This window comes from Streptomyces yangpuensis (genome assembly GCF_001005295.1).
GTDB lineage: Bacteria > Actinomycetota > Actinomycetes > Streptomycetales > Streptomycetaceae > Streptomyces > Streptomyces yangpuensis.
This window is the reverse complement of the sequence record NZ_LBMK01000005.1, coordinates 103,831-130,251: the sequence shown is the minus strand read 5'-3', so window position 1 is coordinate 130,251 and position 26,421 is coordinate 103,831. Positions and strand designations below refer to the sequence as shown.

Genomic DNA, 26,421 nt, shown 5'->3' with positions numbered 1-26,421 from the left:
CGGAGTGCGTGGAATGCCGCGTTTCGGGTGCGTACGGCCTCATGCGCCGCCGCGCGGAGCCCGGGCCCGGCCCGGATCCGCCCCGGGGAGGGGGAGTGAGCTACGGCACACCTGCCGTATGGTTTAGGCGATCCCGCTGCTCGTGGTGATCACCCGGTTCGGCAGGGCAGCGCGCACGGAATGGACAGGAGGCGGCCCTTGACCGTCGACGACTCTGCCTCCGGCGCGTCCGCCTCCGGGCCCAGCGGTCCGGGCACCCCGATCGGGCGCGACCAGCACACTCCCCACCACGAGGTCGACCACACCGTGCAGCCGACGGCGGATCCCCTCGCGATCCGCCTGGAGCAGCTGATCCTCGGCGCCGAGCGCCGCTACACGCCCTTCCAGGCCGCCCGCAGCGCCGGGGTGTCGATGGAGCTCGCCTCCCGCTTCTGGCGGGCCATGGGCTTCGCCGACATCGGCCAGGCCAGGGCGCTGACGGAGGCCGACGTACTGGCCCTGCGCCGGCTCGCCGGTCTGGTGGAGGCCGGGCTGCTGTCGGAGCCGATGGCGGTGCAGGTGGCGCGGTCCACCGGGCAGACCACGGCGCGGCTGGCGGAGTGGCAGATCGACTCGTTCCTGGAGGGGCTCACGGAGCCGCCGGAGCCGGGGATGACCCGTACGGAGGTCACGTACCCCCTGGTCGAGCTGCTGCTGCCGGAGCTGGAGGAGTTCCTCGTCTACGTGTGGCGGCGCCAGCTGGCGGCGGCCACCGGACGGGTGGTGCAGGTCGCGGACGACGAGGAGATGGTCGACCGGCGGCTCGCGGTGGGCTTCGCCGACCTGGTGGGCTTCACCCGCCTGACCCGCCGCCTGGAGGAGGAGGAGCTCGGCGAGCTGGTCGAGTCCTTCGAGACGACCGCGGCGGACCTGGTGGCCGCGTACGGCGGCCGGCTGATCAAGACGCTCGGCGACGAGGTGCTGTACGTCGCCGACGACGCGGCGACGGCGGCGGAGATCGCGCTGCGGCTCATCGAGACGATGGAGGCCGACGCGCAGATGCCCGAGCTGCGGGTCGGGATCGCCTTCGGCACGGTGACGACCCGGATGGGCGACGTCTTCGGGACGACGGTGAACCTCGCGAGCCGGCTGACGTCCATAGCCCCCAAGGACGCCGTGCTGGTGGACGGCGCGATGGCGGAGGAGCTGTCCCGGACCGGCGCGGCGCCGGTGTCGGAGAAGGAGGCGGAGGCGGAGCCCGACGAGGGCGCGGCCTACCGGTTCGCCCTCCAGCCGATGTGGCAGCGGCCGGTGCGTGGCCTGGGTGTCGTCGAGCCCTGGTCGCTGACGCGCCGCAAGCGCCGCTGACACCGCCCGCACCTCGCGGTGCGGTCGGGACGCCCGTACGCGTGGCCCGCCGGTCCGGAGCGGGGGCGCGAGCCCGGCTTCGGTGGGGCCGGGCGCCCGCCGGGGCGTCTCCTCGGGCGCCGAACGGTTCTCGGGGCCGGACAGCGCGGCAGCGGTGCGTTCGGCGCCCTGCGGGGATCGCCCCGGCACGCACCCGGCCCCGGCGGGGCCGGAAGGTGCGGCCGGGGTGCGGTCGGAGCCGTGGGCCCGCCGCGGTCCGGCTCCGGAGCCGCCGGGCGTCGCGGACCGCGGGGCGGCCCGCCTACTATCCCGACGTAACGTTCGTTAACCGGGAGGGTCCTATGGCGTCCGAGTTCGAGTCGGAGTTCGTGGTGGTGCGCCGCCACGAGGGCGGGGTCGCGGAGCTGGTCCTGGACCGCCCCAAGGCCATGAACGCGGTGTCGACCGACATGGCCCGCGCGATCGGCGCGGCCTGCGCCGCGCTGGCCGCGGACCGTTCGGTGCGGGTGGTCGTGCTCTCCTCCGCCGCGGAGCGGGCCTTCTGCGTCGGGGCCGACCTCAAGGAGCGCAACTCGCTCTCGGACGCCGAGCTGGTGCGGCAGCGGCCCACCACGCGCGGTGCCTACGGCGGTGTGCTGGAGCTGCCGATGCCGACGGTCGCGGCCGTGCACGGGTTCGCGCTGGGCGGCGGCTTCGAGCTGGCCCTGGCCTGCGACGTGATCGTCGCCGACGAGACCGCGGTGGTCGGCCTGCCCGAGGTCTCGGTGGGCGTGATCCCCGGCGGCGGCGGTACGCAGCTGCTGCCGCGCCGCGTGGGCGCGGCGCGGGCCGCCGAGCTGATTTTCACCGCGCGCCGGGTGGAGGCCGCCGAGGCGCTCTCCCTGGGCCTGGTGGACTCCGTGGTGCCGGCGGGCGAGGACACGGCCGAGGCACTGGCCCTGGCGTCGCGGATGGCCGCGAACTCGCCGGTGGGCCTGCGGGCCGCCAAGCGCGCGCTGCGGCTGGGGCACGGGATGGACCTGGCGGCCGGGCTGGAGATCGAGGACGCCGCCTGGCGGACGGTCGCCTTCTCCGGTGACCGTGCGGAGGGCGTGGCGGCCTTCAACGAGAAGCGCACGCCGAACTGGCCGGGGGAGTAGGCGCCTGACCCGGCGCCGCCGGGCCCCGGCGGCGCCTCGGGTCGCCCTGCGGAAAGCTTGGGCGCGTCGAAACTCGCGCCATTTATCTCAAAATCCGACAAAACTCCCTAACCTGGGGTGATGGGAGCTGACGGGCGGCTGCGAGCCGTGGTGGGCCTCGCCCAGGCGATGGCCGCGGCGAGCACGCCGCGCGACAGTGTGCGTGCGGCCGCGCGGGGTGCGCGCCTGGCGATGGACGGCTCGTTCGCCGCGATCTCCGCGTGGGAGCGGGAGCGGGGGTGTCTGCGGGTGCTCGTCAACGAGGGCGAGCGGCGGGCGGGCGAGGAGGAGTTCCCCGAGGACGAGTCCTACCCGGTGCACGACTTCCCCGAGATCACCGAGTTCCTGCACGAGCGGTGGGTGGGCGGCGGCGGCCCGCACGCCTGGGTCGAGAGCGCCGCCGGCGACCGGCCGGGGCGGCGCGGCGAGGCCCTGCGCCGCCGCGGCCGCGGTACGTGCGTGGTCGCGCCCGTCGTGCTCAGCGGCCGGGCCTGGGGCGAGCTGTACGTCGCCCGGGACGAGGGGCTGCCCGACTTCGACGGCGACGACGCGGAGTTCGCCACCGTGCTCGCCGCCGTGGTCGCGGCCGGCCTCGCGCAGAACGAGCGCCTGGAGGAGGCGCGCAGGCTCGCCTTCACCGATCCGCTGACCGGGCTCGCCAACCGCCGGGCGGTCGACATGCGCCTCGACGAGGCCCTGGAGGAGCACCGGCGGACCGGCGTCGTCGTCAGCCTCGTCGTCTGTGACCTGAACGGCCTGAAGAAGGTCAACGACACCCTCGGGCACGCCATGGGCGACCGGCTGCTGGAGCGGTTCGGGTCGGTGCTGAGCCTGTGCGGGGCCATACTGCCGGGCGCGCTGGTGGCACGCCTGGGCGGCGACGAGTTCTGCCTGGTCGGGGTCGGCCCGTCGGCGGACGACGTCGTCCGGGTCGGCGAGGAGTTGTGCGTGCGCGCCGCCGAGCTGGAACTGGGCGAGGGCGTGGCCTGCGGGGTGGCCTCCACCGGGGACCCGATCGGGCCGGTGAAGTCCTCCAGGCGGCTGTTCCGGCTCGCGGACGCAGCCCAGTACAAGGCCAAGGCGGCCCGTTCGGCCGGTCCGGTGGTGGCGGGCCGGGACACGGCCGTGGTGCGGCTGGCGGACGCCGCCGCCCAGGAGGCTCCGGGGGAGCGGCGGCGCTTCCGCGGCCGCCAGTGACCGTGTGCCCGGATGTCCGGCGCGTCGGCTCGTAAGGGGTGCGTCCGTAAGGGGTCCAGCGGCTGCCCGATCGTGACAGTTCCAGCTAGTGACATGCAGCGATTCAATCCGTAGGGTGCTGAATATGGATATGCACACTGTCGTGGTGGGGACGTCCGGTACCACCGCCGAGGACGTCATCGCCGTTGCCCGCGGCAACGCACGGGTCGAGCTGTCCGGCGAGGCGCTCGACGCACTCGCCCGCGCCCGCGAGATCGTCGACGCGCTGGCCGCCAAGCCCGAACCCGTCTACGGGGTGTCCACCGGGTTCGGCGCCCTCGCCTCCCGGCACATCAGTCCCGAGCTGCGCGCCCAGCTCCAGCGCAACATCGTCCGCTCGCACGCCGCCGGCATGGGCCCGCGCGTCGAGCGCGAGGTGGTCCGCGCGCTGATGTTCCTCCGCCTGAAGACCGTCGCCTCCGGGCACACAGGGGTACGCCCCTCCGTGGCGCAGACCATGGCCGACGTGCTCAACGCCGGGATCACCCCGGTCGTCCACGAGTACGGCTCCCTGGGCTGCTCCGGCGACCTGGCGCCGCTGTCCCACTGCGCCCTCGCGCTGATGGGCGAGGGTGACGCCGAGGGCCCCGACGGCACCGTCCGCCCCGCCGGCGAGCTGCTCGCCGAGCACGGCATCGAGCCCGTCGAGCTCCGCGAGAAGGAGGGCCTCGCCCTCCTCAACGGCACCGACGGCATGCTCGGCATGCTGGTCATGGCCCTCGCCGACCTCGACCGGCTCTACAAGTCCGCCGACATCACCGCCGCCCTCACCCTGGAGGCGCTGCTCGGCACCGACAAGGTCCTCCAGCCCGAGCTGCACGCCATCCGCCCGCACCCCGGCCAGGGCGCCTCCGCCGCCAACATGGCCGCCGTGCTGAAGGGCTCCGGGCTGACCGGGCACTTCCAGGAGGAGTCCGCGCCGCGCGTGCAGGACGCGTACTCCGTGCGCTGCGCCCCGCAGGTCGCCGGCGCGGGCCGCGACACCATGGCGCACGCCGCCCTGGTCGCCTCGCGCGAGCTGGCCTCCGCCGTGGACAACCCGGTGGTGCTGCCCGACGGCCGCGTGGAGTCCAACGGCAACTTCCACGGCGCCCCGGTCGCCTACGTCCTGGACTTCCTCGCCATCGCCGCGGCCGACCTCGGCTCCATCGCCGAGCGGCGCACGGACCGGCTGCTCGACAAGAACCGCAGCCACGGCCTGCCGCCGTTCCTCGCGGACGACGCCGGCGTCGACTCCGGTCTGATGATCGCCCAGTACACGCAGGCCGCCCTGGTCAGCGAGATGAAGCGGCTCGCGGTGCCGGCCTCGGCCGACTCGATCCCCTCCTCCGCCATGCAGGAGGACCACGTCTCGATGGGCTGGTCGGCCGCGCGCAAGCTGCGTACCGCCGTCGACAACCTGACGCGGATCATCGCCATCGAGCTGTACGCGGCCACCCGCGCCATCGAGCTGCGCCACGGCCTGACGGCCGCCCCGGCCAGCCTGGCCGCGATCGCCGCCGCCCGTGCGGCGGGCGTGCAGGGTCCCGGGCCGGACCGTTTCCTCGCCCCCGACCTGGCCGCCGCCGACGCGTTCGTCCGTACGGGCGGGCTGCTCGCCGCGGTGGAGCCGGTGACGGGTCCGCTCGCCTGACGGCGGGCGCCCGCGCCGCACGATTGAAGGGCCGCCCCGGGAGCTCGGGTTCTCCCGGGGCGGCCCTTCGCCGTCGCAGGGGGCGCCTTCGCCGCCGTACGGGGCGCTCTACGCGCCGGGGGAGCGGCGTACCGAGAAGGCCACGAAGGCGGCTCCGACGCCGAGGCAGAAGGTGCCGCCCAGGAGATAGGGGGCGGTGTCCACGGAACCGGTGTCCGCGAGCGAGAGGGACTGCGCCCGCGCGCCCGAAGCGGAAGGCGCCGAGCCCGTGATCGTCCCGGTGGGAGCCGCCCCGTCGGCCGTGTCCGCGGCGTTCGCGCCCACGGGTACGGCGGAGGTGGTCCCCGCCGCTTCCGGGGCGGTCGCGCCGGCCGAGGGCACGAACCACAGGGCGGCGAGGAGGGNGGTCCCCGCCGCTTCCGGGGCGGTCGCGCCGGCCGAGGGCACGAACCACAGGGCGGCGAGGAGGGTGGTCGCTCCGAGAGCGGTGAGCAGCGGTCGGCGTGCGGACACGGTGCGATCCCCCTTGTGGCAGCAGCGAATTGGCCGTGTGCGGTGATGCTACGGAAAGGGGCGGGTCGTGGGAAAGTCAGGGCTTCTCCGGGCTTACTCTCCGTCGTATGAACCCTTCTGAGACATCACGATATGTACGACTTCGGGTGGATCTGGTGCTTGAAGTGCCGGACGCCCAGGCGCTCACGGGTGCGGCGCTCGCCCACATCAAGGCCGACGAGTTCATGCCGGACGAGGAACGCAGCCATGCGGAAGCCGCCGTCCGGGAGGACGAATCGGAGGCGCTGGCCTACCTCGTCGACCCCACCGACCTGGTCCTGGACATCCCCGGGGTGGAACTCGCGCAGGCATCCTGGAGCAGCGAGCCCGTCGAATACGACCCCGAGTCGATGGAGTGGGACCTCGACGAGGAAGATGGGGACTTCGACGAAGAACCCGACAACGCCTGACCGTGCGGTTGCCCACATCCCAACGGAATGTGGAACCGGCCGGCGCCGTTAACGCGTTGTCAGGACCAGGCGGGGGCTGCGTCCCCCGGCGGGCCAACCCCGAGACGGCGGTCTCGGGGTTTCCGGCAACGATGGAGTGGCGTGTGAGGACGGACAGCAAGCGGCGGAGAAGGTCCCTGGTGGCCATATCCGTCGTGCTCGGCGGCGTACTGGTGCTCTCGGCGTGCAGCGGCGACGAGGGCGGCGGGGACCCGAAGGGCAACGGGGAGGCCAGCAAGTCCCAGGCGGACGTGGACGCGGCAGCGGCCAAGGACGCCTCGAAGGCCAAGATCACCATAGCTCCGAAGGACGGCGCGACCAATGTCGGCCTCAACGACGCGGCCAACGTCGCCGTCACCGACGGCACGCTGACCAAGGTCGAGCTGAAGACGAGCGAGGGCACGGCCGTGGCCGGCGACATAGCCGCCGACGGCAAGAGCTGGAAGCCCAAGGGTGCGCTGAAGCGCTCGACGAAGTACGCCCTGTCGGCGACGGCCAAGGACGCGGACGGCAAGGAGGCGCACGAGAACGCCTCCTTCACGACCGTCTCCCCGGAGAACAGCTTCGTGGCCTCCTTCGTGCCGGAGGAGGGCCAGACCGTCGGCGTCGGCATGCCGGTCTCGATCACCTTCAACAAGGCGATCAAGGACAAGAAGGCCGTCCAGGCGGGCATCACGGTCTCCTCCAGCAGCGGCCAGGAGGTCGTCGGGCACTGGTTCAGCGCCCAGCGCCTGGACTTCCGCCCCGAGCAGTACTGGCAGGCGGGCTCCACCGTCACGCTGAAGCTGGCGCTGGAGGGCGTCCAGGGCGCTCCCGGCGTCCAGGGCGTCCAGAGCAAGACCGTCACCTTCAAGATCGGCCGCAGCCAGGTCTCGACGGTCGACGCGAAGACGAAGAAGATGACGGTCACCCGGGACGGCGCGGTCATCAAGACCATCCCGATCTCCGCGGGCGCCCCGGCCAACCCGACCTACAACGGCCAGATGGTGATCTCCGAGAAGTTCAAGGAGACCCGGATGAACGGCGCCACCGTGGGCTTCACGGACGCCGACGGCAAGGGCGAGTACGACATCAAGGACGTACCGCACGCGATGCGCCTGTCGAACTCCGGGACCTTCCTCCACGGCAACTACTGGGGTGCGGACTCGATCTTCGGCACCGCCAACACCAGCCACGGCTGCGTGGGCCTGAACGACGTCAAGGGCGCTGGTGACCCGAACCAGCCGGCCGCATGGTTCTACGACAACTCGCTCATCGGCGACGTCGTCACGGTGATCAACTCCCCGGACAAGACCATCAAGCCGGACAACGGCCTCAACGGCTGGAACATGAACTGGGCCGACTGGAAGGCCGGCTCGGCCGCCTGACACCCGGCACGGCGGGCCGCAGGCCGACGACCGCGAACGGCGGGGAACCCCACGGGGTCCCCGCCGTTCGTCGTCCCGGCCNACCCCCTCACCCTGCCCCCGTCCGACACCGAGGTGGACGCCTGGCTGGCGGTCCTCACCGAGGCCGCGGCCGTCGACCTGCCCCACCTGCCCCCACCCTCCCGGGTGGAGGTCGCCGGACGGCTGCGCGTGACGCCGGTGCGCGGCCGGCCCGTGCTGTGGACGGCCGGCGAGGGCGACCGCGGCCGGGCCGAGGGCGGCAGCGACGGCGTGGCCGCCCTGCTCCTGTTCACCGAGGAGGGCAACACGCACACCGCGTTCCTGGACGTGCTGACCGTGCGCCCCGAGGCCCGGCGCCGGGGCGTCGGCACCGCCCTGTGGGAGCGGGTCCGCGAGGAACTCCTCGCGGACGGCCGGACCTCGGTCGCGGTCATGCTCGACCTCGGCGGCCCCGGCCAGGCCTTCGCGGAGGCGATGGGCTTCGCGAACGTCCTGCCGATGGCCTGGTACGCACAGGAGATCCCGGCCGCCGTGCCCGTACCGGCCCAGGCCCCGCCCGGCTACGAGCTCCACACCTGGCACGGCCTCGTCCCGGACGCGTGGGCGCCGGCCGCGGCCGCCGCCCACGCCGCCATGGAGGACGCGCCGACCGGCGACATGGACGAGCGGATCCAGACCTGGACTCCCGAGCGGCTGCACACCCTCCAGCAGCTGGTCCTCGACCGGGGCGGCGAGATGATCACGGTCGCGGCGGTCACCCCCGGGGGCGAGGTGGCGGCGTACACGGAGATCGTCCTGCCGGATCCCGAGGGCGCGAGCGCCGTCCAGTACGACACGGTGGTCGTACCCGCCCACCGCGGCCACGGCCTCGGACGGGCCGTGAAGGCGCACATGGCCGCGCAGGCCGCCGCCCGCCACCCGGGGCTGCGCCGCATCGCCACCACGGTGGCCGACGAGAACGGCCCCATGCGGGCGGTCAACGAAGCGCTCGGATACCGGCGGGAGCGCGGCGTGGGCATCTACCAGATCAAGCTGTAGCCGCGTCCCGCCCGACGGCCTCCGCGGCTGCCGGGACGGCCTCCTGCCCGGCCGCGGGCCCGGCAGCCGCTCCGGCGGTCTGCCCGGCGGCCCGCTGGGCGTCCCAGGACGCCAGCAGGCGCAGGGCGTCCTCGGAGGCCGAGCCCGGCTCCGCGTGGAAGGTGACCAGTGCCTGCGTCGGGTCGTCGGGGAGCGTCAGCGTCTCGAAGGACAGGCGCATCTCCCCGACGAGCGGATGCCTCAGCAGCTTCACCCCGTGCGTCTTGTCCGCCACCGTGTGCGCCGCCCACAGCCGCCGGAACTCCTCGTTCTTCACCGACAACTCCCCGACCAGCGCCGACAACTGCTCGTCGTCCGGGTGCTGGCCCGCGTACAGCCGCAGGTTGCTGACGACCCAGCACGCCTGGCACTCCCACTCCCCGTACAGCTCGGCGGTGGCCGGGTCCAGGAACATCAGCCGGACCAGGTTGCGTTCCGGCGCGGGGAGCGCCCCGAAGTCCCCGAAGAGCGCGGCCGCCAGCCGGTTCCAGCCGATGACGTCCTGACGGTGCCCCACCAGGTACGCCGGTACGCCGTCCATCGCGTCCATCAGCGTGCGCAGTGCCGGCCGGACCTGCTGGGGCCGCCGGCTCTGGCGGCGCCTGCGCGCCTTGGGCCGCGCCAGGTCCATCAGGTGCGCCCGCTCGGTGCCGTCCAGCCGCAGGGCCCGCGCGATGGCGTCCAGCACCTCCACCGACACGTTGTGCCCGTCGCGCTGCTCCAGCCGCGTGTAGTACGCGACCGACACCCCCGCCAGCTGCGCCAGTTCCTCACGGCGCAGCCCCGGTACGCGCCGGCGGCGCCCGTAGTCCGTCAGCCCCACGTCCTCCGGGCGCAGCCGTGCGCGGCGGGAGCGGAGGAACTCGCCCAGGCACGCTCGCTGATCAAGCTGGTCCATGCCGCCCAGTATCGCCGGGCCAGCTGCCGCCCGGAGGGCGTCAGCCTGACCCCGCCAGTAGTAGGTTCGCCAGTCCTAGGAAGCACAGGGGGATGGGTGCCGGCGCGAGAGACCGGCAGGGTGGTGCGTACCGCAGACACCACGGCTTCGAGGAGTACGCACCCCATGTCCGCCACCGCCACTGCCACCGGGGCCACCGCCACCACCGAGGACGCCGCCGCGTACGCCCGGGTCGCCGCGTACGCCGCGCCCGCGCCGGGCGCCCCGCTGGAGCGCACCACCGTCCCGCGCCGCCCCGTCGGCCCCCACGACGTCCTCATCGACATCAAGTACGCCGGGATCTGCCACTCCGACATCCACCAGGCGCGCGACGGATGGGGCGAGGGCATCTACCCCATGGTCCCCGGCCACGAGATCGCCGGGGTCGTCGCCGAAGTCGGCGCGGACGTCACCCGGTTCACCGTCGGGGACCGGGTGGGCGTCGGCTGCATGGTCGACTCCTGCCGCACGTGCGAGTACTGCCGCAGCGGCCGCGAGCAGCACTGCGTACAGGGCATGACCGGCACCTACAACGCCCTCGACCGGAACGGCGAGCCCACCTACGGCGGCTACTCGACCCGGCTCGTCGTCGACGAGAACTACGCCGTCCGCATCCCCGACGGCCTCGGCCTCGCCGAGGCCGCCCCGCTGCTGTGCGCCGGCATCACCCTCTACTCGCCGCTGAAGCACTGGCAGGCGGGGCCGGGCAAGAAGGTCGCGGTCGTCGGCCTCGGGGGCCTCGGCCACATGGGTGTGAAGCTGGCGCACGCGCTGGGCGCGGAGGTCACCGTACTGTCGCAGACCCTCCGCAAGGAGGCCGACGGCCGGCGGCTGGGCGCCACCCACTTCCACGCCACCGCGGACGAGGCCGTCTTCGAGGAGCTCGCCGGGAGCTTCGACCTGATCCTGTCCACCGTCTCGGCCCCGCTCGGCCTGGACGCGTACCTGGGTCTGCTGAAGGTCGACGGCGCGCTGGTGAACGTGGGCGCCCCGGAGGAGCCCGTCTCCCTGAACCTCTTCTCCGTCATCGGCGGCCGCAAGACCCTCGCCGGATCGATGATCGGCGGGATCGCCGAGACCCAGGAGATGCTGGACTTCTGCGCGGAGCACGGCCTGGGCGCGGAGATCGAGCTCATCGACGCCGACCGGATCAACGAGGCCTACGCACGCGTCCTCGCCAGCGACGTCCGCTACCGCTTCGTGATCGACACCTCGACGATCTGAGCCCGTCCGCCCACCGGCCCGTCCCACCGGCCCGGCAGGCCGGTGGGCCTGCCGGGTCCGGGAGCGGGTGTCTCATTCCCCAGGGGCCGCGGCCACACCGATCGGGCAGGCCACGCCCGTGCCGCCGATGCCGCAGTAACCGCCCGGATTCTTGTCCAGGTACTGCTGGTGGGCCGCTTCCGCCGGCCAGAAGGGGCGCTCGGCCGCCGGGAGCACGGCCGTGGTGATCTGCCCGTAGCCCGAGGAGCCCAGGACCTGCTGGTAGGCCGTGCGGGAGGCCTCCGCCGTCGCCTGCTGGGCGGGGGAGTGCGTGTAGACGGCCGAGCGGTACTGGGTGCCGACGTCATTGCCCTGGCGGAAGCCCTGGGTCGGGTCGTGGGACTCCCAGAACAGCTTGAGCAGGGCCGCGTAGGAGACCTGTGCCGGGTCGAAGACCACCCGGACGACCTCGGTGTGGCCGGTCAGGCCCGAGCACACCTCCTCGTACGTCGGATTCTCCGTGAAGCCGCCCTGGTAGCCGGCCAGCGTGGTCCACACCCCGGGGGTCTGCCAGAACTTGCGCTCCGCGCCCCAGAAACAGCCCAGCCCGAAGTCGGCGACCTCCAGGTGGGCCGGATAGGGGCCGGCCAGCGGGTTGCCGAGCACGGTGTGCTTCTCGGGAAGGGCGAACAGCGGCTCCGCGCGGCCCGTCAGGGCCTCCTCGCGGGTGGGGAGCTCGGGCGTACGGCGGTACGAGAACATGGATTCCCTCCTTGTGGGAGGGACAACGCGCGGAGGGCGGGCCGGGATTCCCCGGCCCGCCCCCGACCGTGCCTCACAGGCCCGGCGTGACCTCGCGCACCGCCCAGTTCCGCGCGTGCACGTACCGGGACCTCGGCGAGTAGTACCAGGGCATCGCCCCGATGTACCCGTCGATGTGCCGGAACTGCTCGACCGCCTCCGCGTCCCGGTCCTGCCAGAACAGGAACCAGGCGAGCAGGTGCCGCAGCCGTACCGTCCGCCAGTCGTCCGGGTCGGCCGCCGCCAGGTCCCCGAGGGCCGCCTCCACCGCCGCGACGACCTCCGGCTCCTTGAAGAACGTCTCCGGCCGGAGGTCCGACTCGCGCATCTCCTGCTCCACGTACGCCGCCAGCGGCAGCAGCGACAGCAGCTCACCCGGCTTGCCCGAGGCTGCCGACTCGCGCGCGAAGGCCAGCGCCAGCTCGTGCGAGCCGCGCCACTTGGCGCACCAGTACTGCAGGGCGCTGGTGTGCGCCGTCAGCACCTTGGGGTCGCGGCGGGTGATCTGCGCCCACAGCTCGCCGTACTGCTCGTGGGCGTAGCCCAGGCCCTGCGCGACGGGCTGCTCGATCATGTACGGGACCGGGTCCGCGGGACCGGCCAGCCGCTGGGCCTCGTGCGCGTCCGCCTGCGCCTTGACCAGCAGCTCGTGGAAGATCCGGAACTGCTCCCGCGTGGTGTGCTCGGCGGTCAGGCTGCCGCGTACGTTCCACGCCACCGCGACGCTCGTGTCGGCGTTCACCAGGGCCGCGGTCGGGTCGGCCGGCCGGGCCGCGCGCCAGGCCAGCAGCCAGGCGTCGTCCTCGGCCGCCACCTCGGCCAGGGCGCGGACGCGCTGCCAGCGCTCCTCCCAGTCCGTCCCGCACGCCTCGACGTACGCGGCTCCCGCCTCCCAGTCGCCGGCGCGGACCGCGTCGAGCGCGGCCTTGCGCCCGGGCGGGACGGGCCGGGCGTTGTCGGTGTCGAGGTCCTCCTCGGCCACGAAGCCCAGCGCGACGACCGCGGCGGCCTGCTGGGCCTTCTTCTCGGCCTTGGCGGCGGCGGTGCGGCCGTCGGAGGCCACGGTCCGGCCCTCCAGGGCGGCCACCTCCGCCTCCAGCCGCTTCGCCTTGCGGATGCAGTAGACGCCCCGCAGCACCTTGAACGCGCCGAACAGCAGCATGGCGCCGAGGATGTACAGACCGATCACGGGGCAAGCACCAGCTTTCGCAGGGGTTCGGTGTCGGGCACGTCGGCGACGACCGCGTCCAGGGCCAGACGGAGCTGCTCCTCGAAGCCCTCGGCCGGGTAGTGCAGGGCGGCCGAGTCGGACCACGACAGCTGCCAGCGGGCCTGACCCCGGCCCGTCAGCTCCACGGTGACCAGCTGGTTCAGGGCGCGCCGGACCACCGGGCGGGCGAACTCGCGGGCCGTGCGGCCCGTGGCGGCCGCGGCCTCCTCAGACTTCGGGAGGCGGTCGGCGATGCGCCAGCGCACCGCCGGGTCGGCGTCGACCGCGTCGAGGAGGGCGGGCAGCCCGGGGCCGGCGCCCTCGGCGGCGAAGGTCTCACGGATCTCCTCCGCGCCCTGGCCGACGTACCGCGTCATCGACTCGTGGACCAGGTCCTCCCAGTCCATCCGCCGCAGGCCCAGGGCCTCCGGGGTGAGGACGGCCTGCTCCAGCGCGGCCAGCGCGGCCCCCGCGTCGGTCAGCAGCTCCAGGGCGGGACGGGCGCTCTGCCCGGCGCGGCCGTCGTCGGGCAGGGCCTCGATACGGGCGACGCGCTCGGCGAGCGGGGGGTGCGAGTCGTACGGGGAGGCGGGCTCGGTCGACAGGTCCCGGCGCAGCCCGTCCAGCTCCTCCGCACGGGCGTCGAGCAGCTTGCGCAGGCCGCCGAAGACCTCGCCGGGGCGGGGCAGCAGACCGGCGCCGACGCCGAGGGTGGCGTAGGAGCTCATGTAGAAGCCGTGCGCGGAGTCGAGGGCGTTCAGCTCGCGCAGCGCCGAGGCGGCGGAGTCGCGGCCGGCGATGCGCACCGAGGCGAGGTCGGCGGCGAGTTCCTGACGGCGGCCGGCGGTGTGCGTGGCCCGCATGTAGAAGTTGCCGTACGCCATGTAGATCTTGGCCATGGCGCGGTACGTCGCGCCCTGGCCCGCGGTGTCGACGCCCTTGGCGTCCTTGCCCTTGGCGAGCCGCTTCTCGTCCCGCTTCTCCTGGCGGGCCCGCTCCTTGGCGACCTTGTTGTCGGCGCGCTCGTGGAAGTGGCCGATCGTACGGATCAGCTGGGCGCGGCCGCGGGCGATCAGCGGGGTGAGGCGGGTGTCGAAGTTGGCGTAGTGGCCCATCTCGTGGGCGAGTACGGCGCGCAGCTGCATCTCGTCCAGGCCCGTCATCAGGGGCAGGCCGAGGTAGAGGCGGCGGGTGCCGGGCCGCAGGCCCAGCAGCCGGGCGTCCTCGGCGACGGCCGCGTTCACCTCGTCGATCAGCACGATCTCGTCGGGGGCGCGGGTGCCGACCTGCTGCGCGACCTCGCGCACGGCCTGCCACAGCACGGGCTCCTGCGCCTCGGTGACGGTGACACCGGCCGGCGGCTCGCCCTTGGGGGTGCGGAGCATGAACAGGCCACGGACGATCGGGACGGCGAGCACGACCGACACGATGACGATCTTGAAGGCGACCGGGCCGTGCAGCTTGGTGACGACGGCGAAGTCGATGCCGACGAGGGCGGCGAGCAGGATGACGCCGAGCAGGTAGAAGCCTGCGAGCAGGACGAGCGCGCGCACGGCGCGCAAAGAAGCGCCCATATGGACAGATCCCCCCACGGGATGAAGAAGAGCGGTGCTGAGACGCGTGGCGGGGGTCGATGGCCGCCACGCCGCATGATGCGGCTCAGAGATTGTTCACGGCAACCTTATTCACCGCTCGTCGCCGCTGGTCGTGGGGGTACCCGCGGGTAGGGCCTGCCGGCGGCACCGCTCTTCCGGCGCGCATGCCCGGTGGGCGGGCCGGCGGGTGCCCGGTGGATTCCCGGTGGTCCCGGCGGGTGGACTGCCACCCGCCGGAACCGGGCCGGGACGGTGCCGGGAGGGTGATCGTTACTGCGGGAGCGTCGCCGGGGAGCCGCCGTTGGCCTCGTAGCCCGCCACCGCCAGCGCCCGGTACACCGCGTACTGCGCCGCCGGGTCCTCGGCCGCCGACCACGGCAGGGCGCCGACGTAGCCGTCCACGTGCCGGACCTGCTCCATCGCCTCCGCCCACCGCTCCATGTTGACCAGGAACAGCAGCAGCAGGTGCCGTACGTGCGCCAGCATCGGGTCGTCCGGGCGGGCCGTGTGCACCGCGTACAGCGCTCCGCCCACCGCCCGCGTCACGGCCTCGCTCCGGTAGAAGCCGCCGCTCAGGATCACGTCCGGCAGGTTCTCGTACAGCGCGAACAGCGGCAGCGCCGCCAGCAGCGAGCCCTGCGGGGCACGCGCCGCCGCCGCGTGCGAGAAGGCGTCGGCCTTCTCCCGCGAGCCGTGCCACTTCGCGCACCAGTAGTGCAGCGCCGCCAGGTGCGCGCCCATGTGCTCCGGCGCCCGGTCGATGACCTTCGCCCACAGCTCGTCGAACTCCGCCTCCGGGTACGCCAGACCCCGGGCGATCGACAGCTCCGTGATGTACGGGACCGGGTCCCCCGGAGCCAGCAGCGCGGCCTTGCGGCACGCCTCCCGGGCCTCCTCCAGGATGATCCGGTGGTCCTCGGCCCCGACACCGCCCGAATGCCGCCACGCCTGCTGCACCAGCAGCTCCGCGTGCACCTGCGCGCCCCCGGCGTCCTTGTCCGCCTCCAGCCGCCACGCCTTCAGCCACTGCGCGCCCACCCCGGGCTGCGCCACCAGCTCCAGCGCCGCCGACCCGCCGAAGGCCTGGACGCGCTGCCAGCGCACCTCACCCTCCCGCGGGGTCCCGGCGAGCAGCTGCGAGGCCGCCTGCCACTGGCCGGTGCGCCGCACGTTGTCGAGCGCGTCGACCAGGTCCTGGTCGGGTCCGGGGAGGCGGATGTCGAGGTCCTCCTGCCGGTCGAATCCGTAGTTCGCCGGGTCGGCCGCGTCAGGGCTGCCCGGCGCGACCAGGCGGACGCCGCCGCGGCGGCGCCGGACGTACGGTCCGACGATGAACACGATCATGAGCACCGCGAACAGCAACCACAGAATCTCCATGCCTCCAGCGAACCAGACCGAGGGGGCGGGAGGCGAACAGGGGGGTGTACGGCGGGCCGGGGCATAGCATCTGAACATGAGCGACGACAGCCACGAGCACCAGAGCTTCGAGACCCGCGCGATCCACGCGGGCAACACCGCCGACCCGCAGACCGGCGCGGTCGTGCCCCCGATCTACCAGGTCTCCACCTACAAGCAGGACGGCGTCGGCGGACTGCGCGGCGGCTACGAGTACAGCCGCAGCGCCAACCCGACCCGCACCGCGCTGGAGGAGAACCTCGCGGCACTGGAGGGCGGCCGCCGCGGCCTCGCCTTCGCGTCCGGACTGGCCGCCGAGGACTGCCTGCTGCGCACGCTGCTCTCCCCGGGCGACCACGTGGTCATCCCGAACGACGCCTACGGCGGCACCTTCCGCCTCTTCGCGAAGGTCGTCTCCCGCTGGGGCGTGGAATGGTCGGTGGCCGACACCTCCGACGCCGATTCCGTACGCGCCGCCCTCACCCCGAAGACGAAGGTCATCTGGGTCGAGACCCCCTCCAACCCGCTCCTCGGCATCACCGACATCGCCGTCGTCGCCGACATCGCGCGGACCGCCGGCGCCAAGCTGGTCGTGGACAACACCTTCGCCTCGCCCTACCTCCAGCAGCCGCTGGCGCTGGGCGCGGACGTGGTCGTCCACTCGCTGACCAAGTACATGGGCGGGCACTCCGACGTCGTCGGCGGCGCGCTGGTCACCGCGGACGAGGCGCTCGGCGAGGAACTGGCCTACCACCAGAACGCGATGGGCGCGGTGGCCGGGCCGTTCGACTCGTGGGTCGTGCTGCGGGGCATCAAGACCCTGGCCGTCCGCATGGACCGGCACGCGGAGAACGCGGCCAGGATCGTCGAGGTGCTCCAGCGCCACCCGAAGGTCACCAAGGTCCTCTACCCGGGCCTGCCCGAGCACCCGGGCCACGAGATCGCCGCCAAGCAGATGCGCAACTTCGGCGGCATGGTCTCCTTCCAGGTCGCCGGTGGCGAGGAGGAGGCCGTCGCGGTCTGCGCCCGCACCAAGATCTTCACGCTGGCCGAGTCCCTGGGCGGCGTCGAGTCCCTCATCGAGCACCCGGGCCGCATGACGCACGCGTCGGTCGCCGGTTCGGCGCTGGAGGTTCCGGCGGACCTGATCCGCGTCTCGGTGGGCATCGAGAACGCCGACGACCTGATCGCCGACCTCACCCAGGCCCTGGGCTGACGCCCCCGCCCCGCGGGTCCCGGGCCCACCCCGGGCCCCGGCGGGGCAGGCCCACCCCGGCCCGGGGCGGGCCCGGTCTCGCCGGGCCCGCCCCCGGCCCCCGGCGCCCGGCGGAGCCGGGTTTCCTGGGGCGCCGCCCCAGACCCCGCGCCTCAAACGCCGGCGAGGCTGGATGTGCCCGGCCGAGGCTGGGCCGGCGAGGTGGGATGGCCCCGGCAAGGGTGGGGGTGGGCCCGGCGGAGCCGGAGGGTGGGGTTACCAGCCGTCCAGGGGCGGGGAGATACCGCTCGGCGGGGCCGACCAGGGGCGGGTCAGGGACGCCCAGACCACGAAAGCCACGGCGGCAGCGAACAGCACCGCCCACCCGACCCGGCGCAACGCCCGACGACGCCGCAGCAGCCGGTCCCCGCGGGCCGCCGCGCCCGCGGCCAGGCCCGTCGGGATCACCGGGTACGGGCCCTCCAGGAGCTGCCTGACCTGGGCCTCCTTCCGGTCGGGAATCCCGCTCACGCCGCCTCCCGGGCCCGCAGCAGGGACACCGCCCGGTTGCACAGCACGCGCACCCGCTCCACCGGCATCCCCAGCTGCGCCGCCGTGACCTCCTCCGCGAGCCCCTCGTAGAGCCGCAGCACCAGCACGAGCCGCTCCTGCGGGCTCAGCCGCGCCAGCACGCCGGTCCCGCCGTGGTGGCGCCAGGCGGTCCGGGCGAAGGCCGTGCACAGCTCGTGGCGGGTGAAGTCGTACGGGTCGTCCGCCCGTAGCCGCCGCCAGTGCGCGTACGTACGGGCCAGCGCGCACGCGAGCAGCCGGCGGGCCGGCTCCGGTTCGCCGGTCAGCAGCACCGCGACATGCAGCAGTCGCCCTGCCGCACCGGCGACGAAGGCTTCGAACTCCCCGTAGGAGCCGGACTGTTGATCAACCGCCCGCATGCTCACATAGTGCGGCCGGTGGGACCGGTCAGGTCAAGAGGACGGACATACTCCGCTCAGGACGCCGGACCGGCTTCGGCCACGGCCGCCATCAGCTCCGACAGCGACAGGTTGAAGCGCGTCAGCAGCCCGGTGAAGGACTCGCGCTCGTCCTCGCTCCAGCCCTCCGTGACCCGCGCCATGAGCTCGCGCCGCGAGGACCGCACCTCCTCCAGCCGCGCCAGCCCCCGCGGGGACAGCGCGAGGACCACGGCCCGCCCGTCCTCCGGGTGCGAGGTCCGCTTGACCAGGCCACCGTCGACCAGCGGTGCGACCTGCCGGGTCACCGTGGACGAGTCGATCCCCATGCCGCCGGCGAGCGCCTTGACGCCCATCGGGCCTTCCAGGTCGAGCCGGTTGAGCAGCAGGTAGGCGGCGCGGTCCATCGAGTTGCGGGCCTGGCCCACGCCGCCCAGACGGGTCTGCTCGGCGCGGCGGGCGAACACCGCCACCTGGTGCTGGAGCGCGTCGAGGAGACCGGCTCCGGCGGGCGCTTCGGCCTGCACGGGCAGATCGGAATTGGCCGGGGAGGAAGGCATGGCCGTGGGCTCTCTTCGCATGGGTCCGACAGGGATGGGGGACAGCGTACGCGGCCCTGCGGCGGCTCGTACGCCTCGTACGAGAACTGATACGACCCGCCGGGGCGCCCGTCCCACGGGTGTTCCGGATGGCGAGATTTCGCCCCCGCGCCGCAGCCCGTCCCGACCCCGCGGCCCGGGCCCGCCCCGACCCCCGCCGCAGCCCGTCCCGGCCGCCGGCCGCAGGGCACCCCGGCCTCCGCCGCAGCCCGTTCGGGCCGCCGGCCGCGGAGCACCCCGAACCGCGCCGCAGGCGGCCCCGGCACCTGCCGGGGCTCCCGTGGACGCTCCCGGCCCGGCCGCTCCCGGGCTGCGAGACTGACCGCATGAACTACCGCGTGCCCCAGCCCGTCCCCCAGGTCATCCTCGACGACGTCAGGGGGGCCCAGAAGATGCTGTCCGGCGTCTCCCGGGTCACGCCGATGGAAGGCAGCAGGCACCTCTCCGCCCTCACCGGCTCGCCGGTCCACTTCAAGTGCGAGAACCTCCAGCGCACCGGCTCCTTCAAGCTCCGCGGGGCGTACGTACGCATCGCGGGCCTGCGCCCCGAGCAGCGCGCCGCCGGCGTCGTGGCCGCCAGCGCCGGCAACCACGCCCAGGGCGTGGCGCTCGCCTCCTCCCTCCTCGGGGTCCGCTCCACCGTGTTCATGCCGGTCGGGGCACCGCTGCCGAAGGTCGCGGCGACCCAGGAGTACGGGGCCGACGTACGCATGCACGGCCAGGTCGTCGACGAGACCCTCGCCGCGGCCCAGGAGTACGCGGACCGCACCGGAGCGGTGTTCATCCACCCCTTCGACCACCGCGACATCATCGCCGGCCAGGGCACGGTCGGCCTGGAGATCCTGGAGCAGTGCCCGGAGGTGCGCACCATCCTGGTCGGGGTCGGCGGCGGCGGGCTCGCCGCCGGCGTGGCCGTCGCGGTGAAGGCGCTGCGGCCCGACGTACGGGTCGTCGGGGTGCAGGCGGCCGGCGCGGCCGCGTACCCGCCCTCCCTCAAGGCCGGCCACCCCGTCTCGATCGACCACCCGAACACCATGGCCGACGGCATCAAGGTGGGGCGCCCCGGCGACGTCCCCTTCCGCATCATCGGCGAGCTCCTCGACGACGTGCGCACGGTGTCCGAGGACGCCCTCTCCAGCGCCCTGCTGCTGTGCCTGGAACGGGCGAAGCTCGTCGTCGAGCCGGCCGGGTGCAGCACGGTGGCGGCCCTGCTCAGCGAGCCCGAACTGTACGGCGCGGGCCCGGTGGTGGCCGTACTGTCCGGCGGGAACGTCGACCCGCTGCTGCTCCAGCGGATTTTGCGGCACGGCATGGCCGCGGCGGGCCGCTACCTGTCGCTGCGGCTGCGCGTGACCGACCGGCCCGGCGCGCTCGCCGGACTCCTGGGGGTGCTGTCGGTGGTCGACGCGAACGTGCTGGACGTGAGCCACGTACGGACCGACCCGCGGCTCGGCCTCACGGAGGTGGAGGTGGAGCTGCAGCTGGAGACGAAGGGGCCGGAGCACTGCGCGGAGGTCGCGCGGACGCTGCACGGCGCCGGGTACAAGGTGATGGGCTAGTGCTGTGAGGGCCCCCGGCGGCCCGTACGCGTGGCCCCGTACGCGTGATGCCCGGCCGGAGAACCGGCCGGGCATCACGTATGAACCAACAGTGATCGGGGGTGATCAGCCGGTGAAGGGCTTGACGTCCAGGATCCTGACCGAGGCCTTCTTGCCGTTCGGCAGCTCGTACTCGGCGTCCTCGCCGATCGACTTGCCCATGACGCCGGTGCCCAGCGGGGACTGCGGGGAGTACGTCTCGAAGTCCCCGGACGCGTACTCGCGCGACGCCAGCAGGAACTCCATCGTGTCGTCCTCGTCGCCGTCGAAGGCGATCTTCACGAGGGTGCCCGGCGCCACCACGCCGTCGGAGGCGGGGGCCGTGCCGACCTTCGCGTTCTCCAGGAGCTGCGTGAGCTGGCGGACCCGGAGCTCCTGCTTGCCCTGCTCCTCCTTGGCCGCGTGGTATCCGCCGTTCTCGCGGAGGTCACCCTCCTCGCGGGCGGCGGCGATCTTCGCGGCGATCTCCGTGCGGGCGGGACCAGAGAGGTAGTCCAGCTCCGCCTTCAGCTGGTCGTACGCCGCCTGGGTCAGCCAGGTGACGCTCTCGCTCGTCTGGGTCACGGGTGCTCCTCGTCGGTACAGGGGACTACACGCCCGCCAGCGGCGGGCGAAACCACGAGCCTAACAATTCGGGAAGAAAAGGGGGAGGACCCCAGAGGGGCATTGCCCCGCCGGCCGTGCTCCCAAGCCTCGGCGTACGCCTCAGCCGGCGGACGCCGCCGGCTGGCACCCGACCAGCTCGATCATGGTGGCCCGGCCGGTGGTCCTCACCGAGACGACCTCGTCGACGCGCGACTGCCGCTGGGCGAAGGTGAAGTCGGCACGGCCCACCTCGGCGTGCTGCTCGTCCTGCGAGACCATGGTGCAGACGCCGGTGACCGAAGCGTCCTTGCGGACCTCCAGGTGCACCTTCACCTCGGTGTCCGAAATCACCTGGAACTTGATCACCTCGGCGCTCACGCTCCGCCCCGCGACGTAGCCCCAGCCGATCCAGCCGATCACACCCAGCAGCACGGCGCCCAGCGCAGCACCGATGATCTTGAGCTTCCGGTCCGTACGCTCGTCCGCCGACCGGCCGTACCGGCCCTCGGGCAGTCCCTCGCGCACCGCGCTCATGATCTTTTCCTCTCGCTGGGGAGGGTGGGTCACCGGGTCACCCCTGGAATTTTCCGTCCCCCAGTTCGGTCACTATAGAAGCCGAGTGTCGCGCCGAATCGCAGAGGATCCTGTTTTGACCGAGCAGCTTCGACTGATGGCCGTCCACGCCCACCCCGACGACGAGTCGAGCAAGGGCGCGGCCACGATGGCCAAGTACGTGTCCGAGGGGGTCCCTGTGATGGTCGTGACCTGCACGGGCGGCGAGCGGGGCTCCGTACTGAACCCCAAGCTCCAGGGCGACAAGTACATCGAGGAGAACATCCACGAGGTGCGCGCCAAGGAGATGGAGGAGGCCCGCCAGATCCTCGGTGTCCAGCAGGAATGGCTCGGCTACGTCGACTCCGGCCTGCCCGAGGGCGACCCGCTGCCGCCGCTCCCCGACGGCTGCTTCGCCCTCGCTGACGTCCACGAGGCCGCCGGCGAGCTGGTCAAGAAGATCCGTGCGTTCAAGCCCCAGGTCGTCACCACGTACGACGAGAACGGCGGCTACCCGCACCCCGACCACATCATGACCCACAAGATCTCCATGGTGGCCTTCGACGGCGCGGCGGACACCGAGAAGTACCCCGAGGCCGAATACGGCCCCGCCCACCAGCCGCAGAAGCTCTACTACAACCAGGGCTTCAACAAGCCGCGCACCATCGCCCTGCACGAGGCGATGCTCTCCCGCGGCCTGGAGTCCCCCTACGGAGAGTGGCTGGAGCGGTGGAAGGAGTTCGAGCGCAAGGAGCGGACCCTGACCACCCACGTCCCCTGCGCGGACTTCTTCGAGATCCGTGACAAGGCGCTCCTCGCGCACGCCACGCAGATCGACCCGGACGGCGGCTGGTTCCGCGTTCCCATGGAGGTCCAGAAGGAGGTCTGGCCCACCGAGGAGTACGAGCTCGCCAAGTCGCTCGTCGACACCTCCCTCCCCGAGTCCGACCTCTTCGCGGGCATCCGGGAGAATGCCTAGCCATGAGCGCTACACAGGCAGCACTGACCCAGCTCCTCCCCCTGGCGGGTGACACCTTCGACAAGAACAAGGTGACCCCCGGCATCCTGGGCTTCCTCGTGTTCGCGGCCCTCGCACTCGGCGTGTGGGCCCTGATGAAGTCCATGAACCGGCACATGGGCCGGGTCGACTTCGAAGAAGCCCCGGACCCGGTCGCCCCCGCCACCCCCACGGCGAAGCCGACCAGCTAGCCCCCTCCTGCCGTCGCCGGCCCGCCGCAAGGCGGCGGCCGGCGTTTCCGGCATGCCCACCGGCCGCCGACCCGGGCGGGTGCCGGGGCCGCGGCGGGTAGGTGGGTGGTCAGGGCCGGGGTCAGGAGCGGGGTACTCCCATGACCTCCCGTGAGTGGAGGTTCGGTACCAGGCCCAGGCGCCACGCCTGCCAGCCCTCGGCCGGATCCACGCCACGGCCCAGGATCACCCCGTACGTCTCCAGGCACTCCTCCAGCCGGCCGTCACGGGCCGGATGCGGCGCCTGCGCCAGCCGCGCCAGCTCCGCCCGCGCCTCCTCCGGCACCCCCGGCCCCGCCAGCCCCACGTACGGCAGCAGCGTGCACCGCAGGAACCGGGCCCAGTCCTCCCCGCGCCGGTCCCCGTACGAGATGAACAGCCGGACCGCCTCCTCGCACAGGCCGAGCGCCTGCGACAGCCGCCCGTTGCCCGCGTCGACCACCGCCAGCTCCAGGCACGTCCACGCCTCCCCGTGCGCCAGCCCGATCCGCTGGAAATCCGCCCGCGCATCCACCAGCAGCTGCCGGGCGAAACCCGAGTTCTTCAGGTTCCCCGTCTGCGCCGCCCGCTGGTCCCGCGTCACCCGGCCCGAATGATGGCGCGCGTGCGCCAGCCCGTACACGTCCCGCATCCGCGAGAACATCGTCCGCGCCCGCTCCAGCTCCCGCACCGCCCGGTCCCGCTCGCCGCTCACCTCCAGCGCCTGCCCCAGGTAGTACTGCGTCCACGCCTCCCCGCGCGCGTCCTCCGCCTCCCGGTGCCGCGCGAGCGCCTCCCGCAGCCGCTCCACCGCCGGCCCCGGATCCCCGTCCACCACCCGCGCCCGGCCCAGCTGCGTCAACGCCCAGGCCTCACCACGGTCGTCCCGGGTCCGCCCGTACAACTGCAACGCCAGGTCCAGCTCCTTCTCCGCCCGCTCCACCTCACCGAACCGCAGGTGCACCTGCCCCAGCTGGAAGTGCGCCCACGCCTCCCCGTGCACGCTCTCGCTCTCCCGGTGCAGCTCCAGCGACGTCTCCAGCAGCCGCGTCGCCTCCGCCAGGTGCGCCAGATCCCGTTCCACCGCCGCCAGCGCGTGCAGCCCCCACGCCCGGTCACCCGCCAGCTCCGCGGGCTCCTGCAACACCAGCGCCTCACGGATGCGTACCGCCGCCTCCGGCAGATTCCCCTGGTGGTGCAGCGTGATGCCGAGCGAGACCAGCGCCATCGCCGCACCCGCCTCCTGATGCGCCTCCATGTACTGGTCCACCACCGACGTCAGCGTGGTCCGCGCCTTGTCCAGCTCACCCAGCTGCCGCGCCGCGATACCCGTACGCCACTGCACCGACCGCACCAGCCGCCCCTGCGGCCCCGCCTGATCCTGCCGACCCGCTGCCACCGCCTGCGTCAGCTCGTCGATCTCACCCAGCCGGTACAGGTCCCCGCGCAACAGACAGAAGTCGCACAGCGCACCCAGCAGGTCCAGCACCGCCTGCTGCTCCACGCCCTCCGAGTGCCGCAGCGCCGCCGTGATGAAACTCGACTCGTCGTCCAGCCACCGCAGCGCCGCGTCCAGCGAGACGAAGCCGTGGCCCCCGAACTGGTTCGCCCGCGTCGACATCTTCCCGTCGACCATCCGGATCACCGAGTCCGCGAGCTGCGCGTAGTTCCGGATCAGCCGCTCGTGCGCCGCCACGGCCTCCGCCCGGTCCTCGTCCGCCGCGAGCCGGGCCGCCGCGTACGCCCGCACCGCGTCATGCATCCGGAACCGCTGACCCCGCACCCGCTCGATCAGGCCGGCCTCCCACAGCTCCTCCAGCGTCCGCAGCGCCGCCTGCTCCGGTACGTCGGCCAGCGCGGCCGCCGCCGCACCCCCGAGCGAGGCCCGCCCCGCCAGCGGCAACCGCCGCAGCAGCAGCCGCGCCGGCTCGGCCAGCCGGGCGTCGGCCACCCGCAACGCCGCCTCCACGGGGTGCACACCGATCACAGACCCGGTCGCGTCACCGCTGCCGGAGGCCACCGCCCCGGTCCCGGTCCGGTCACCGCCGCCGGAGGCCATCGCCCCGGTCCGGTCACGGTCACCGCTGCCGGAGGCCACGGCCCCGGCTCCGCCCGCGACAGCCACCCCGTCCCGTACCAGCGGAGCCAGCATCCGCAGCGCGAGCGGCAGCCCGCCGCTCACCTCCACCACCGAGGCCACCCCGGCAGCGGACCCCTCGGCCGCCGCCTCCGGCGCCACCGCCCGCACCAACTCCGCCGACTCGTCCCCGCCCAGCCGCTCCACCGGCAGCTGATGCACCCACGCCGCCAGATCCCCCGGCAGCTCCAGCGGCTCCCGCGCCGTCACCAGCACCAGGCTCTCCGAACGCTCCGGCACCAGCATCCGCACCTGCGCCGCATCCACCGCGTCGTCCAGCAGCACCGTCACCGGCAACCCCCGCAGATGCTGGTGGTACAGCTCACCCAGCCGCCTCACCTGCTGCTCCGCCGACGCCCCCTCCCGGAACAACAACTGCTCCCGCGGCGCACCCAGCCGGTTCATCAGATGCAGCAACGCCTCCCGCATCGACAGCGGCGCCTCACCCGGCTCACCACCCGTCGAGCCACCCCGCATGTCCACCACGCACGCACCCCGGAACTGGTCCCGCAACGCGTGCGCGGCCCGCAGCGCCAGCGCCGTCCGCCCCACGCCCGGCTCCCCGTGCAGCACCACCACGACCGGGCGGGTCTCCGTACTCGCCCGCGCCGCCTGCACCCACTGCGCGATCCGCGTCAGCTCCGCCCGCCGCCCCGCGAACCGGTCCGCCACATCCGGCAACTGCCCGAACGAATGCTCCAGCGCACTGCGCCGCCGCGCCTCCGCACTGCGGTCCACCCCGCGCAACGCCGGCCCGGCCGTCCGCGCCGACGACAACGCGACCGGCCGCGTCGCCCGCGGCGCCCGGGCCGCCGCGGCCACCGCACGCTGCTGCTCCAGGAACGGACGTATCCCTCGTACCTCCAGCGCCGACAGCCACTGCAGCCTCAACTGCTCCGCCCCGCCGGGCCGCCCCCGCTCCCCCGCCCGCCGGTTCGCAGCCGGCACGTGCAGCGCCGTCACCTTCGCCACGGTCGCCACCGCCCCCGCGATCCCCACGACAGCGCCCGCCGTCAACGCCGTACCCGCCGCGACACCCAGCGACAGATCCGCCCCGACGGCCGCCGCCGCCGCGACCGCGGTCACGAGCACCGCCGTCGACGTATCACCCCGCCGGAACGCCTCACCCAGCGACTGCTCCCCGGCCGCCGCCTCGTCCAACGCCCGTACGTACGACTCGTACTCGGGAGCCGCACTCGCGGCGAGCGCGTCCAGGGCCTCCCTGCCGCGCGCCAGCAGCGCAGCCCTGACCACCGCCCCGCCCGCGGCATCCGCCGAGCCCGCCTCCCGCCGGACCGCCTCGTCCACAGCCCGCTCCAACAAGCGCTCGGCTTCACCGCGATGGCTGTCCCGCATCGGCATCCCCCTCAGAGAGCTCCGGCAACGTGCCCCAAGTGTCCTGCGGGACTTCGCCGCGCGCGAGGGAATCTGAGCGAGTTCAGCATGATCTAGCGCGGAACCCCGGGCGTTCACGCCCGGGAGGAAGCGCTTCTTAACACTGCTCTGACCCGCGCGGGCGCACGGGTCTGCATTATTGACCTCAGCCGGGACGTTTCTGG

Annotated in this window: 23 protein-coding genes; 12 read left to right on the top strand and 11 right to left on the bottom strand. The window is 73.5% G+C overall.

Annotated elements, in window-relative coordinates; all coding sequences use genetic code 11:
• The first annotated feature begins 198 nt into the window (after positions 1–198).
• The 7 genes from AAT21_RS24415 to AAT21_RS40075 all read left to right on the top strand — a co-directional run bounded on the left by AAT21_RS24415 (position 199) and on the right by AAT21_RS40075 (position 8,821).
• Entirely contained in the window at positions 199–1,347 is a 1,149-nt protein-coding gene (locus AAT21_RS24415; RefSeq protein ID WP_046779127.1) for an adenylate/guanylate cyclase domain-containing protein, read from the top strand.
• A gap of 341 nt (positions 1,348–1,688) precedes the next feature.
• The gene (locus AAT21_RS24410) at positions 1,689–2,486 is read left to right on the top strand and encodes an enoyl-CoA hydratase/isomerase family protein (protein ID WP_046779126.1); all 798 of its coding nucleotides are present in this window, start codon (positions 1,689–1,691) and stop codon (positions 2,484–2,486) included.
• Between the two features lie 120 nt (positions 2,487–2,606).
• Positions 2,607–3,722, top strand: a complete 1,116-nt coding sequence (locus AAT21_RS24405) for a GGDEF domain-containing protein (RefSeq protein ID WP_046779125.1) — start codon at positions 2,607–2,609, stop codon at positions 3,720–3,722.
• 130 nt (positions 3,723–3,852) lie between these two features.
• A complete protein-coding gene (gene hutH, locus AAT21_RS24400; protein ID WP_046779124.1) occupies positions 3,853–5,394 on the top strand; it encodes a histidine ammonia-lyase in 1,542 nt (513 codons plus the stop codon).
• Between the two features lie 668 nt (positions 5,395–6,062).
• Entirely contained in the window at positions 6,063–6,356 is a 294-nt protein-coding gene (locus tag AAT21_RS36075; RefSeq protein ID WP_031149761.1) for a hypothetical protein, read from the top strand.
• 131 nt (positions 6,357–6,487) lie between these two features.
• The gene (locus tag AAT21_RS24385) at positions 6,488–7,762 is read left to right on the top strand and encodes a L,D-transpeptidase (protein ID WP_046779122.1); all 1,275 of its coding nucleotides are present in this window, start codon (positions 6,488–6,490) and stop codon (positions 7,760–7,762) included.
• 114 nt (positions 7,763–7,876) lie between these two features.
• Positions 7,877–8,821 carry a GNAT family N-acetyltransferase gene (locus tag AAT21_RS40075; protein ID WP_052757974.1) on the top strand — a complete coding sequence of 315 codons (945 nt, stop codon included), beginning with the start codon at positions 7,877–7,879 and terminating at the stop codon, positions 8,819–8,821.
• Here AAT21_RS40075 and AAT21_RS24375 read toward each other — a convergent pair.
• Positions 8,811–9,758: a helix-turn-helix transcriptional regulator gene (locus AAT21_RS24375; RefSeq protein ID WP_079025934.1), complete on the bottom strand. Its 948-nt coding sequence runs from the start codon at positions 9,756–9,758 to the stop codon at positions 8,811–8,813. The genes AAT21_RS40075 and AAT21_RS24375 overlap by 11 nt on opposite strands.
• A 165-nt stretch (positions 9,759–9,923) precedes the next feature.
• On the opposite strand from AAT21_RS24375, the gene AAT21_RS24370 reads away from it, so the two are divergent.
• Positions 9,924–11,021, top strand: a complete 1,098-nt coding sequence (locus AAT21_RS24370; RefSeq protein ID WP_079025933.1) for an NAD(P)-dependent alcohol dehydrogenase — start codon at positions 9,924–9,926, stop codon at positions 11,019–11,021.
• 72 nt (positions 11,022–11,093) lie between these two features.
• On the opposite strand, the gene msrA is transcribed toward AAT21_RS24370, so the two are convergent.
• The 4 genes from msrA to AAT21_RS24350 form a co-directional block, all read right to left on the bottom strand.
• Complete coding sequence (msrA, locus tag AAT21_RS24365) at positions 11,094–11,762, bottom strand: peptide-methionine (S)-S-oxide reductase MsrA (RefSeq protein ID WP_046779121.1); 669 nt, start codon at positions 11,760–11,762, stop codon at positions 11,094–11,096.
• A 73-nt stretch (positions 11,763–11,835) separates the two neighbouring features.
• Positions 11,836–12,990 (bottom strand): hypothetical protein, encoded by a 1,155-nt coding sequence (locus AAT21_RS24360; RefSeq protein WP_052757973.1) that lies wholly within the window; start codon positions 12,988–12,990, stop codon positions 11,836–11,838.
• Positions 12,987–14,585: a M48 family metallopeptidase gene (locus tag AAT21_RS24355; RefSeq protein ID WP_046779120.1), complete on the bottom strand. Its 1,599-nt coding sequence runs from the start codon at positions 14,583–14,585 to the stop codon at positions 12,987–12,989. The genes AAT21_RS24360 and AAT21_RS24355 overlap by 4 nt, the downstream gene beginning before the upstream one ends.
• Positions 14,586–14,876: 291 nt before the next feature.
• On the bottom strand, positions 14,877–15,983 hold the full coding sequence (locus AAT21_RS24350; protein WP_046779119.1) for a hypothetical protein: 1,107 nt from the start codon (positions 15,981–15,983) through the stop codon (positions 14,877–14,879).
• Positions 15,984–16,059: 76 nt separating this feature from the next.
• Between AAT21_RS24350 and AAT21_RS24345 the strand changes: the two genes are divergently transcribed.
• Positions 16,060–17,217, top strand: coding sequence for a cystathionine gamma-synthase (locus AAT21_RS24345; protein ID WP_046779118.1), 1,158 nt, complete (start codon positions 16,060–16,062; stop codon positions 17,215–17,217).
• Between the two features lie 255 nt (positions 17,218–17,472).
• Here the strand turns inward: AAT21_RS24345 and AAT21_RS24340 are convergent, their stop codons facing one another.
• Genes AAT21_RS24340 through AAT21_RS24330 form a run of 3 tightly spaced genes read right to left on the bottom strand, consistent with a single transcriptional unit; the run spans position 17,473 to position 18,724 of the window.
• The gene (locus tag AAT21_RS24340; protein ID WP_046779117.1) at positions 17,473–17,727 is read right to left on the bottom strand and encodes a hypothetical protein; all 255 of its coding nucleotides are present in this window, start codon (positions 17,725–17,727) and stop codon (positions 17,473–17,475) included.
• Positions 17,724–18,146, bottom strand: a complete 423-nt coding sequence (locus tag AAT21_RS24335) for a sigma factor-like helix-turn-helix DNA-binding protein (protein ID WP_046779116.1) — start codon at positions 18,144–18,146, stop codon at positions 17,724–17,726. The genes AAT21_RS24340 and AAT21_RS24335 overlap by 4 nt, the downstream gene beginning before the upstream one ends.
• Before the next feature lie 56 nt (positions 18,147–18,202).
• Positions 18,203–18,724, bottom strand: coding sequence for a MarR family winged helix-turn-helix transcriptional regulator (locus tag AAT21_RS24330; RefSeq protein ID WP_046779115.1), 522 nt, complete (start codon positions 18,722–18,724; stop codon positions 18,203–18,205).
• A gap of 365 nt (positions 18,725–19,089) precedes the next feature.
• On the opposite strand from AAT21_RS24330, the gene ilvA reads away from it, so the two are divergent.
• Positions 19,090–20,322 (top strand): threonine ammonia-lyase, encoded by a 1,233-nt coding sequence (gene ilvA, locus AAT21_RS24325; protein ID WP_046779114.1) that lies wholly within the window; start codon positions 19,090–19,092, stop codon positions 20,320–20,322.
• A gap of 105 nt (positions 20,323–20,427) precedes the next feature.
• Here ilvA and greA read toward each other — a convergent pair whose 3' ends face one another.
• The gene (gene greA / locus AAT21_RS24320; protein WP_030964565.1) at positions 20,428–20,925 is read right to left on the bottom strand and encodes a transcription elongation factor GreA; all 498 of its coding nucleotides are present in this window, start codon (positions 20,923–20,925) and stop codon (positions 20,428–20,430) included.
• 141 nt (positions 20,926–21,066) lie between these two features.
• Positions 21,067–21,480, bottom strand: a complete 414-nt coding sequence (locus AAT21_RS24315; RefSeq protein ID WP_046779113.1) for a DUF4307 domain-containing protein — start codon at positions 21,478–21,480, stop codon at positions 21,067–21,069.
• A gap of 115 nt (positions 21,481–21,595) precedes the next feature.
• On the opposite strand from AAT21_RS24315, the gene mca reads away from it, so the two are divergent.
• Positions 21,596–22,477 (top strand): mycothiol conjugate amidase Mca, encoded by an 882-nt coding sequence (mca, locus tag AAT21_RS24310; RefSeq protein ID WP_046779112.1) that lies wholly within the window; start codon positions 21,596–21,598, stop codon positions 22,475–22,477.
• A gap of 2 nt (positions 22,478–22,479) precedes the next feature.
• A complete protein-coding gene (locus AAT21_RS24305; RefSeq protein ID WP_046779111.1) occupies positions 22,480–22,707 on the top strand; it encodes a hypothetical protein in 228 nt (75 codons plus the stop codon).
• A gap of 121 nt (positions 22,708–22,828) precedes the next feature.
• On the opposite strand, the gene AAT21_RS24300 is transcribed toward AAT21_RS24305, so the two are convergent.
• Positions 22,829–26,218: a tetratricopeptide repeat protein gene (locus tag AAT21_RS24300; RefSeq protein ID WP_235439211.1), complete on the bottom strand. Its 3,390-nt coding sequence runs from the start codon at positions 26,216–26,218 to the stop codon at positions 22,829–22,831.
• Positions 26,219–26,421: the final 203 nt, after the last annotated feature.

Bases quoted from the DNA above. Each gene is read 5' to 3' on its own strand.
- AAT21_RS24355 (WP_046779120.1), bottom strand. From the start codon at position 14,585: ATGGGCGCTTCTTTGCGCGCCGTGCGCGCGCTCGTCCTGCTCGCAGGC.
- AAT21_RS24385 (WP_046779122.1), top strand. From the start codon at position 6,488: ATGGAGTGGCGTGTGAGGACGGACAGCAAGCGGCGGAGAAGGTCCCTG.
- AAT21_RS24345 (WP_046779118.1), top strand. From the start codon at position 16,060: ATGAGCGACGACAGCCACGAGCACCAGAGCTTCGAGACCCGCGCGATC.
- AAT21_RS24330 (WP_046779115.1), bottom strand. From the start codon at position 18,724: ATGCCTTCCTCCCCGGCCAATTCCGATCTGCCCGTGCAGGCCGAAGCG.
- AAT21_RS24305 (WP_046779111.1), top strand. From the start codon at position 22,480: ATGAGCGCTACACAGGCAGCACTGACCCAGCTCCTCCCCCTGGCGGGT.
- AAT21_RS24315 (WP_046779113.1), bottom strand. From the start codon at position 21,480: ATGAGCGCGGTGCGCGAGGGACTGCCCGAGGGCCGGTACGGCCGGTCG.
- AAT21_RS24410 (WP_046779126.1), top strand. From the start codon at position 1,689: ATGGCGTCCGAGTTCGAGTCGGAGTTCGTGGTGGTGCGCCGCCACGAG.
- AAT21_RS24405 (WP_046779125.1), top strand. From the start codon at position 2,607: ATGGGAGCTGACGGGCGGCTGCGAGCCGTGGTGGGCCTCGCCCAGGCG.
- AAT21_RS24350 (WP_046779119.1), bottom strand. From the start codon at position 15,983: ATGGAGATTCTGTGGTTGCTGTTCGCGGTGCTCATGATCGTGTTCATC.
- AAT21_RS24370 (WP_079025933.1), top strand. From the start codon at position 9,924: ATGTCCGCCACCGCCACTGCCACCGGGGCCACCGCCACCACCGAGGAC.
- AAT21_RS24300 (WP_235439211.1), bottom strand. From the start codon at position 26,218: ATGCGGGACAGCCATCGCGGTGAAGCCGAGCGCTTGTTGGAGCGGGCT.
- AAT21_RS24375 (WP_079025934.1), bottom strand. From the start codon at position 9,758: ATGGACCAGCTTGATCAGCGAGCGTGCCTGGGCGAGTTCCTCCGCTCC.
- ilvA (WP_046779114.1), top strand. From the start codon at position 19,090: ATGAACTACCGCGTGCCCCAGCCCGTCCCCCAGGTCATCCTCGACGAC.
- AAT21_RS24335 (WP_046779116.1), bottom strand. From the start codon at position 18,146: ATGCGGGCGGTTGATCAACAGTCCGGCTCCTACGGGGAGTTCGAAGCC.
- msrA (WP_046779121.1), bottom strand. From the start codon at position 11,762: ATGTTCTCGTACCGCCGTACGCCCGAGCTCCCCACCCGCGAGGAGGCC.
- hutH (WP_046779124.1), top strand. From the start codon at position 3,853: ATGCACACTGTCGTGGTGGGGACGTCCGGTACCACCGCCGAGGACGTC.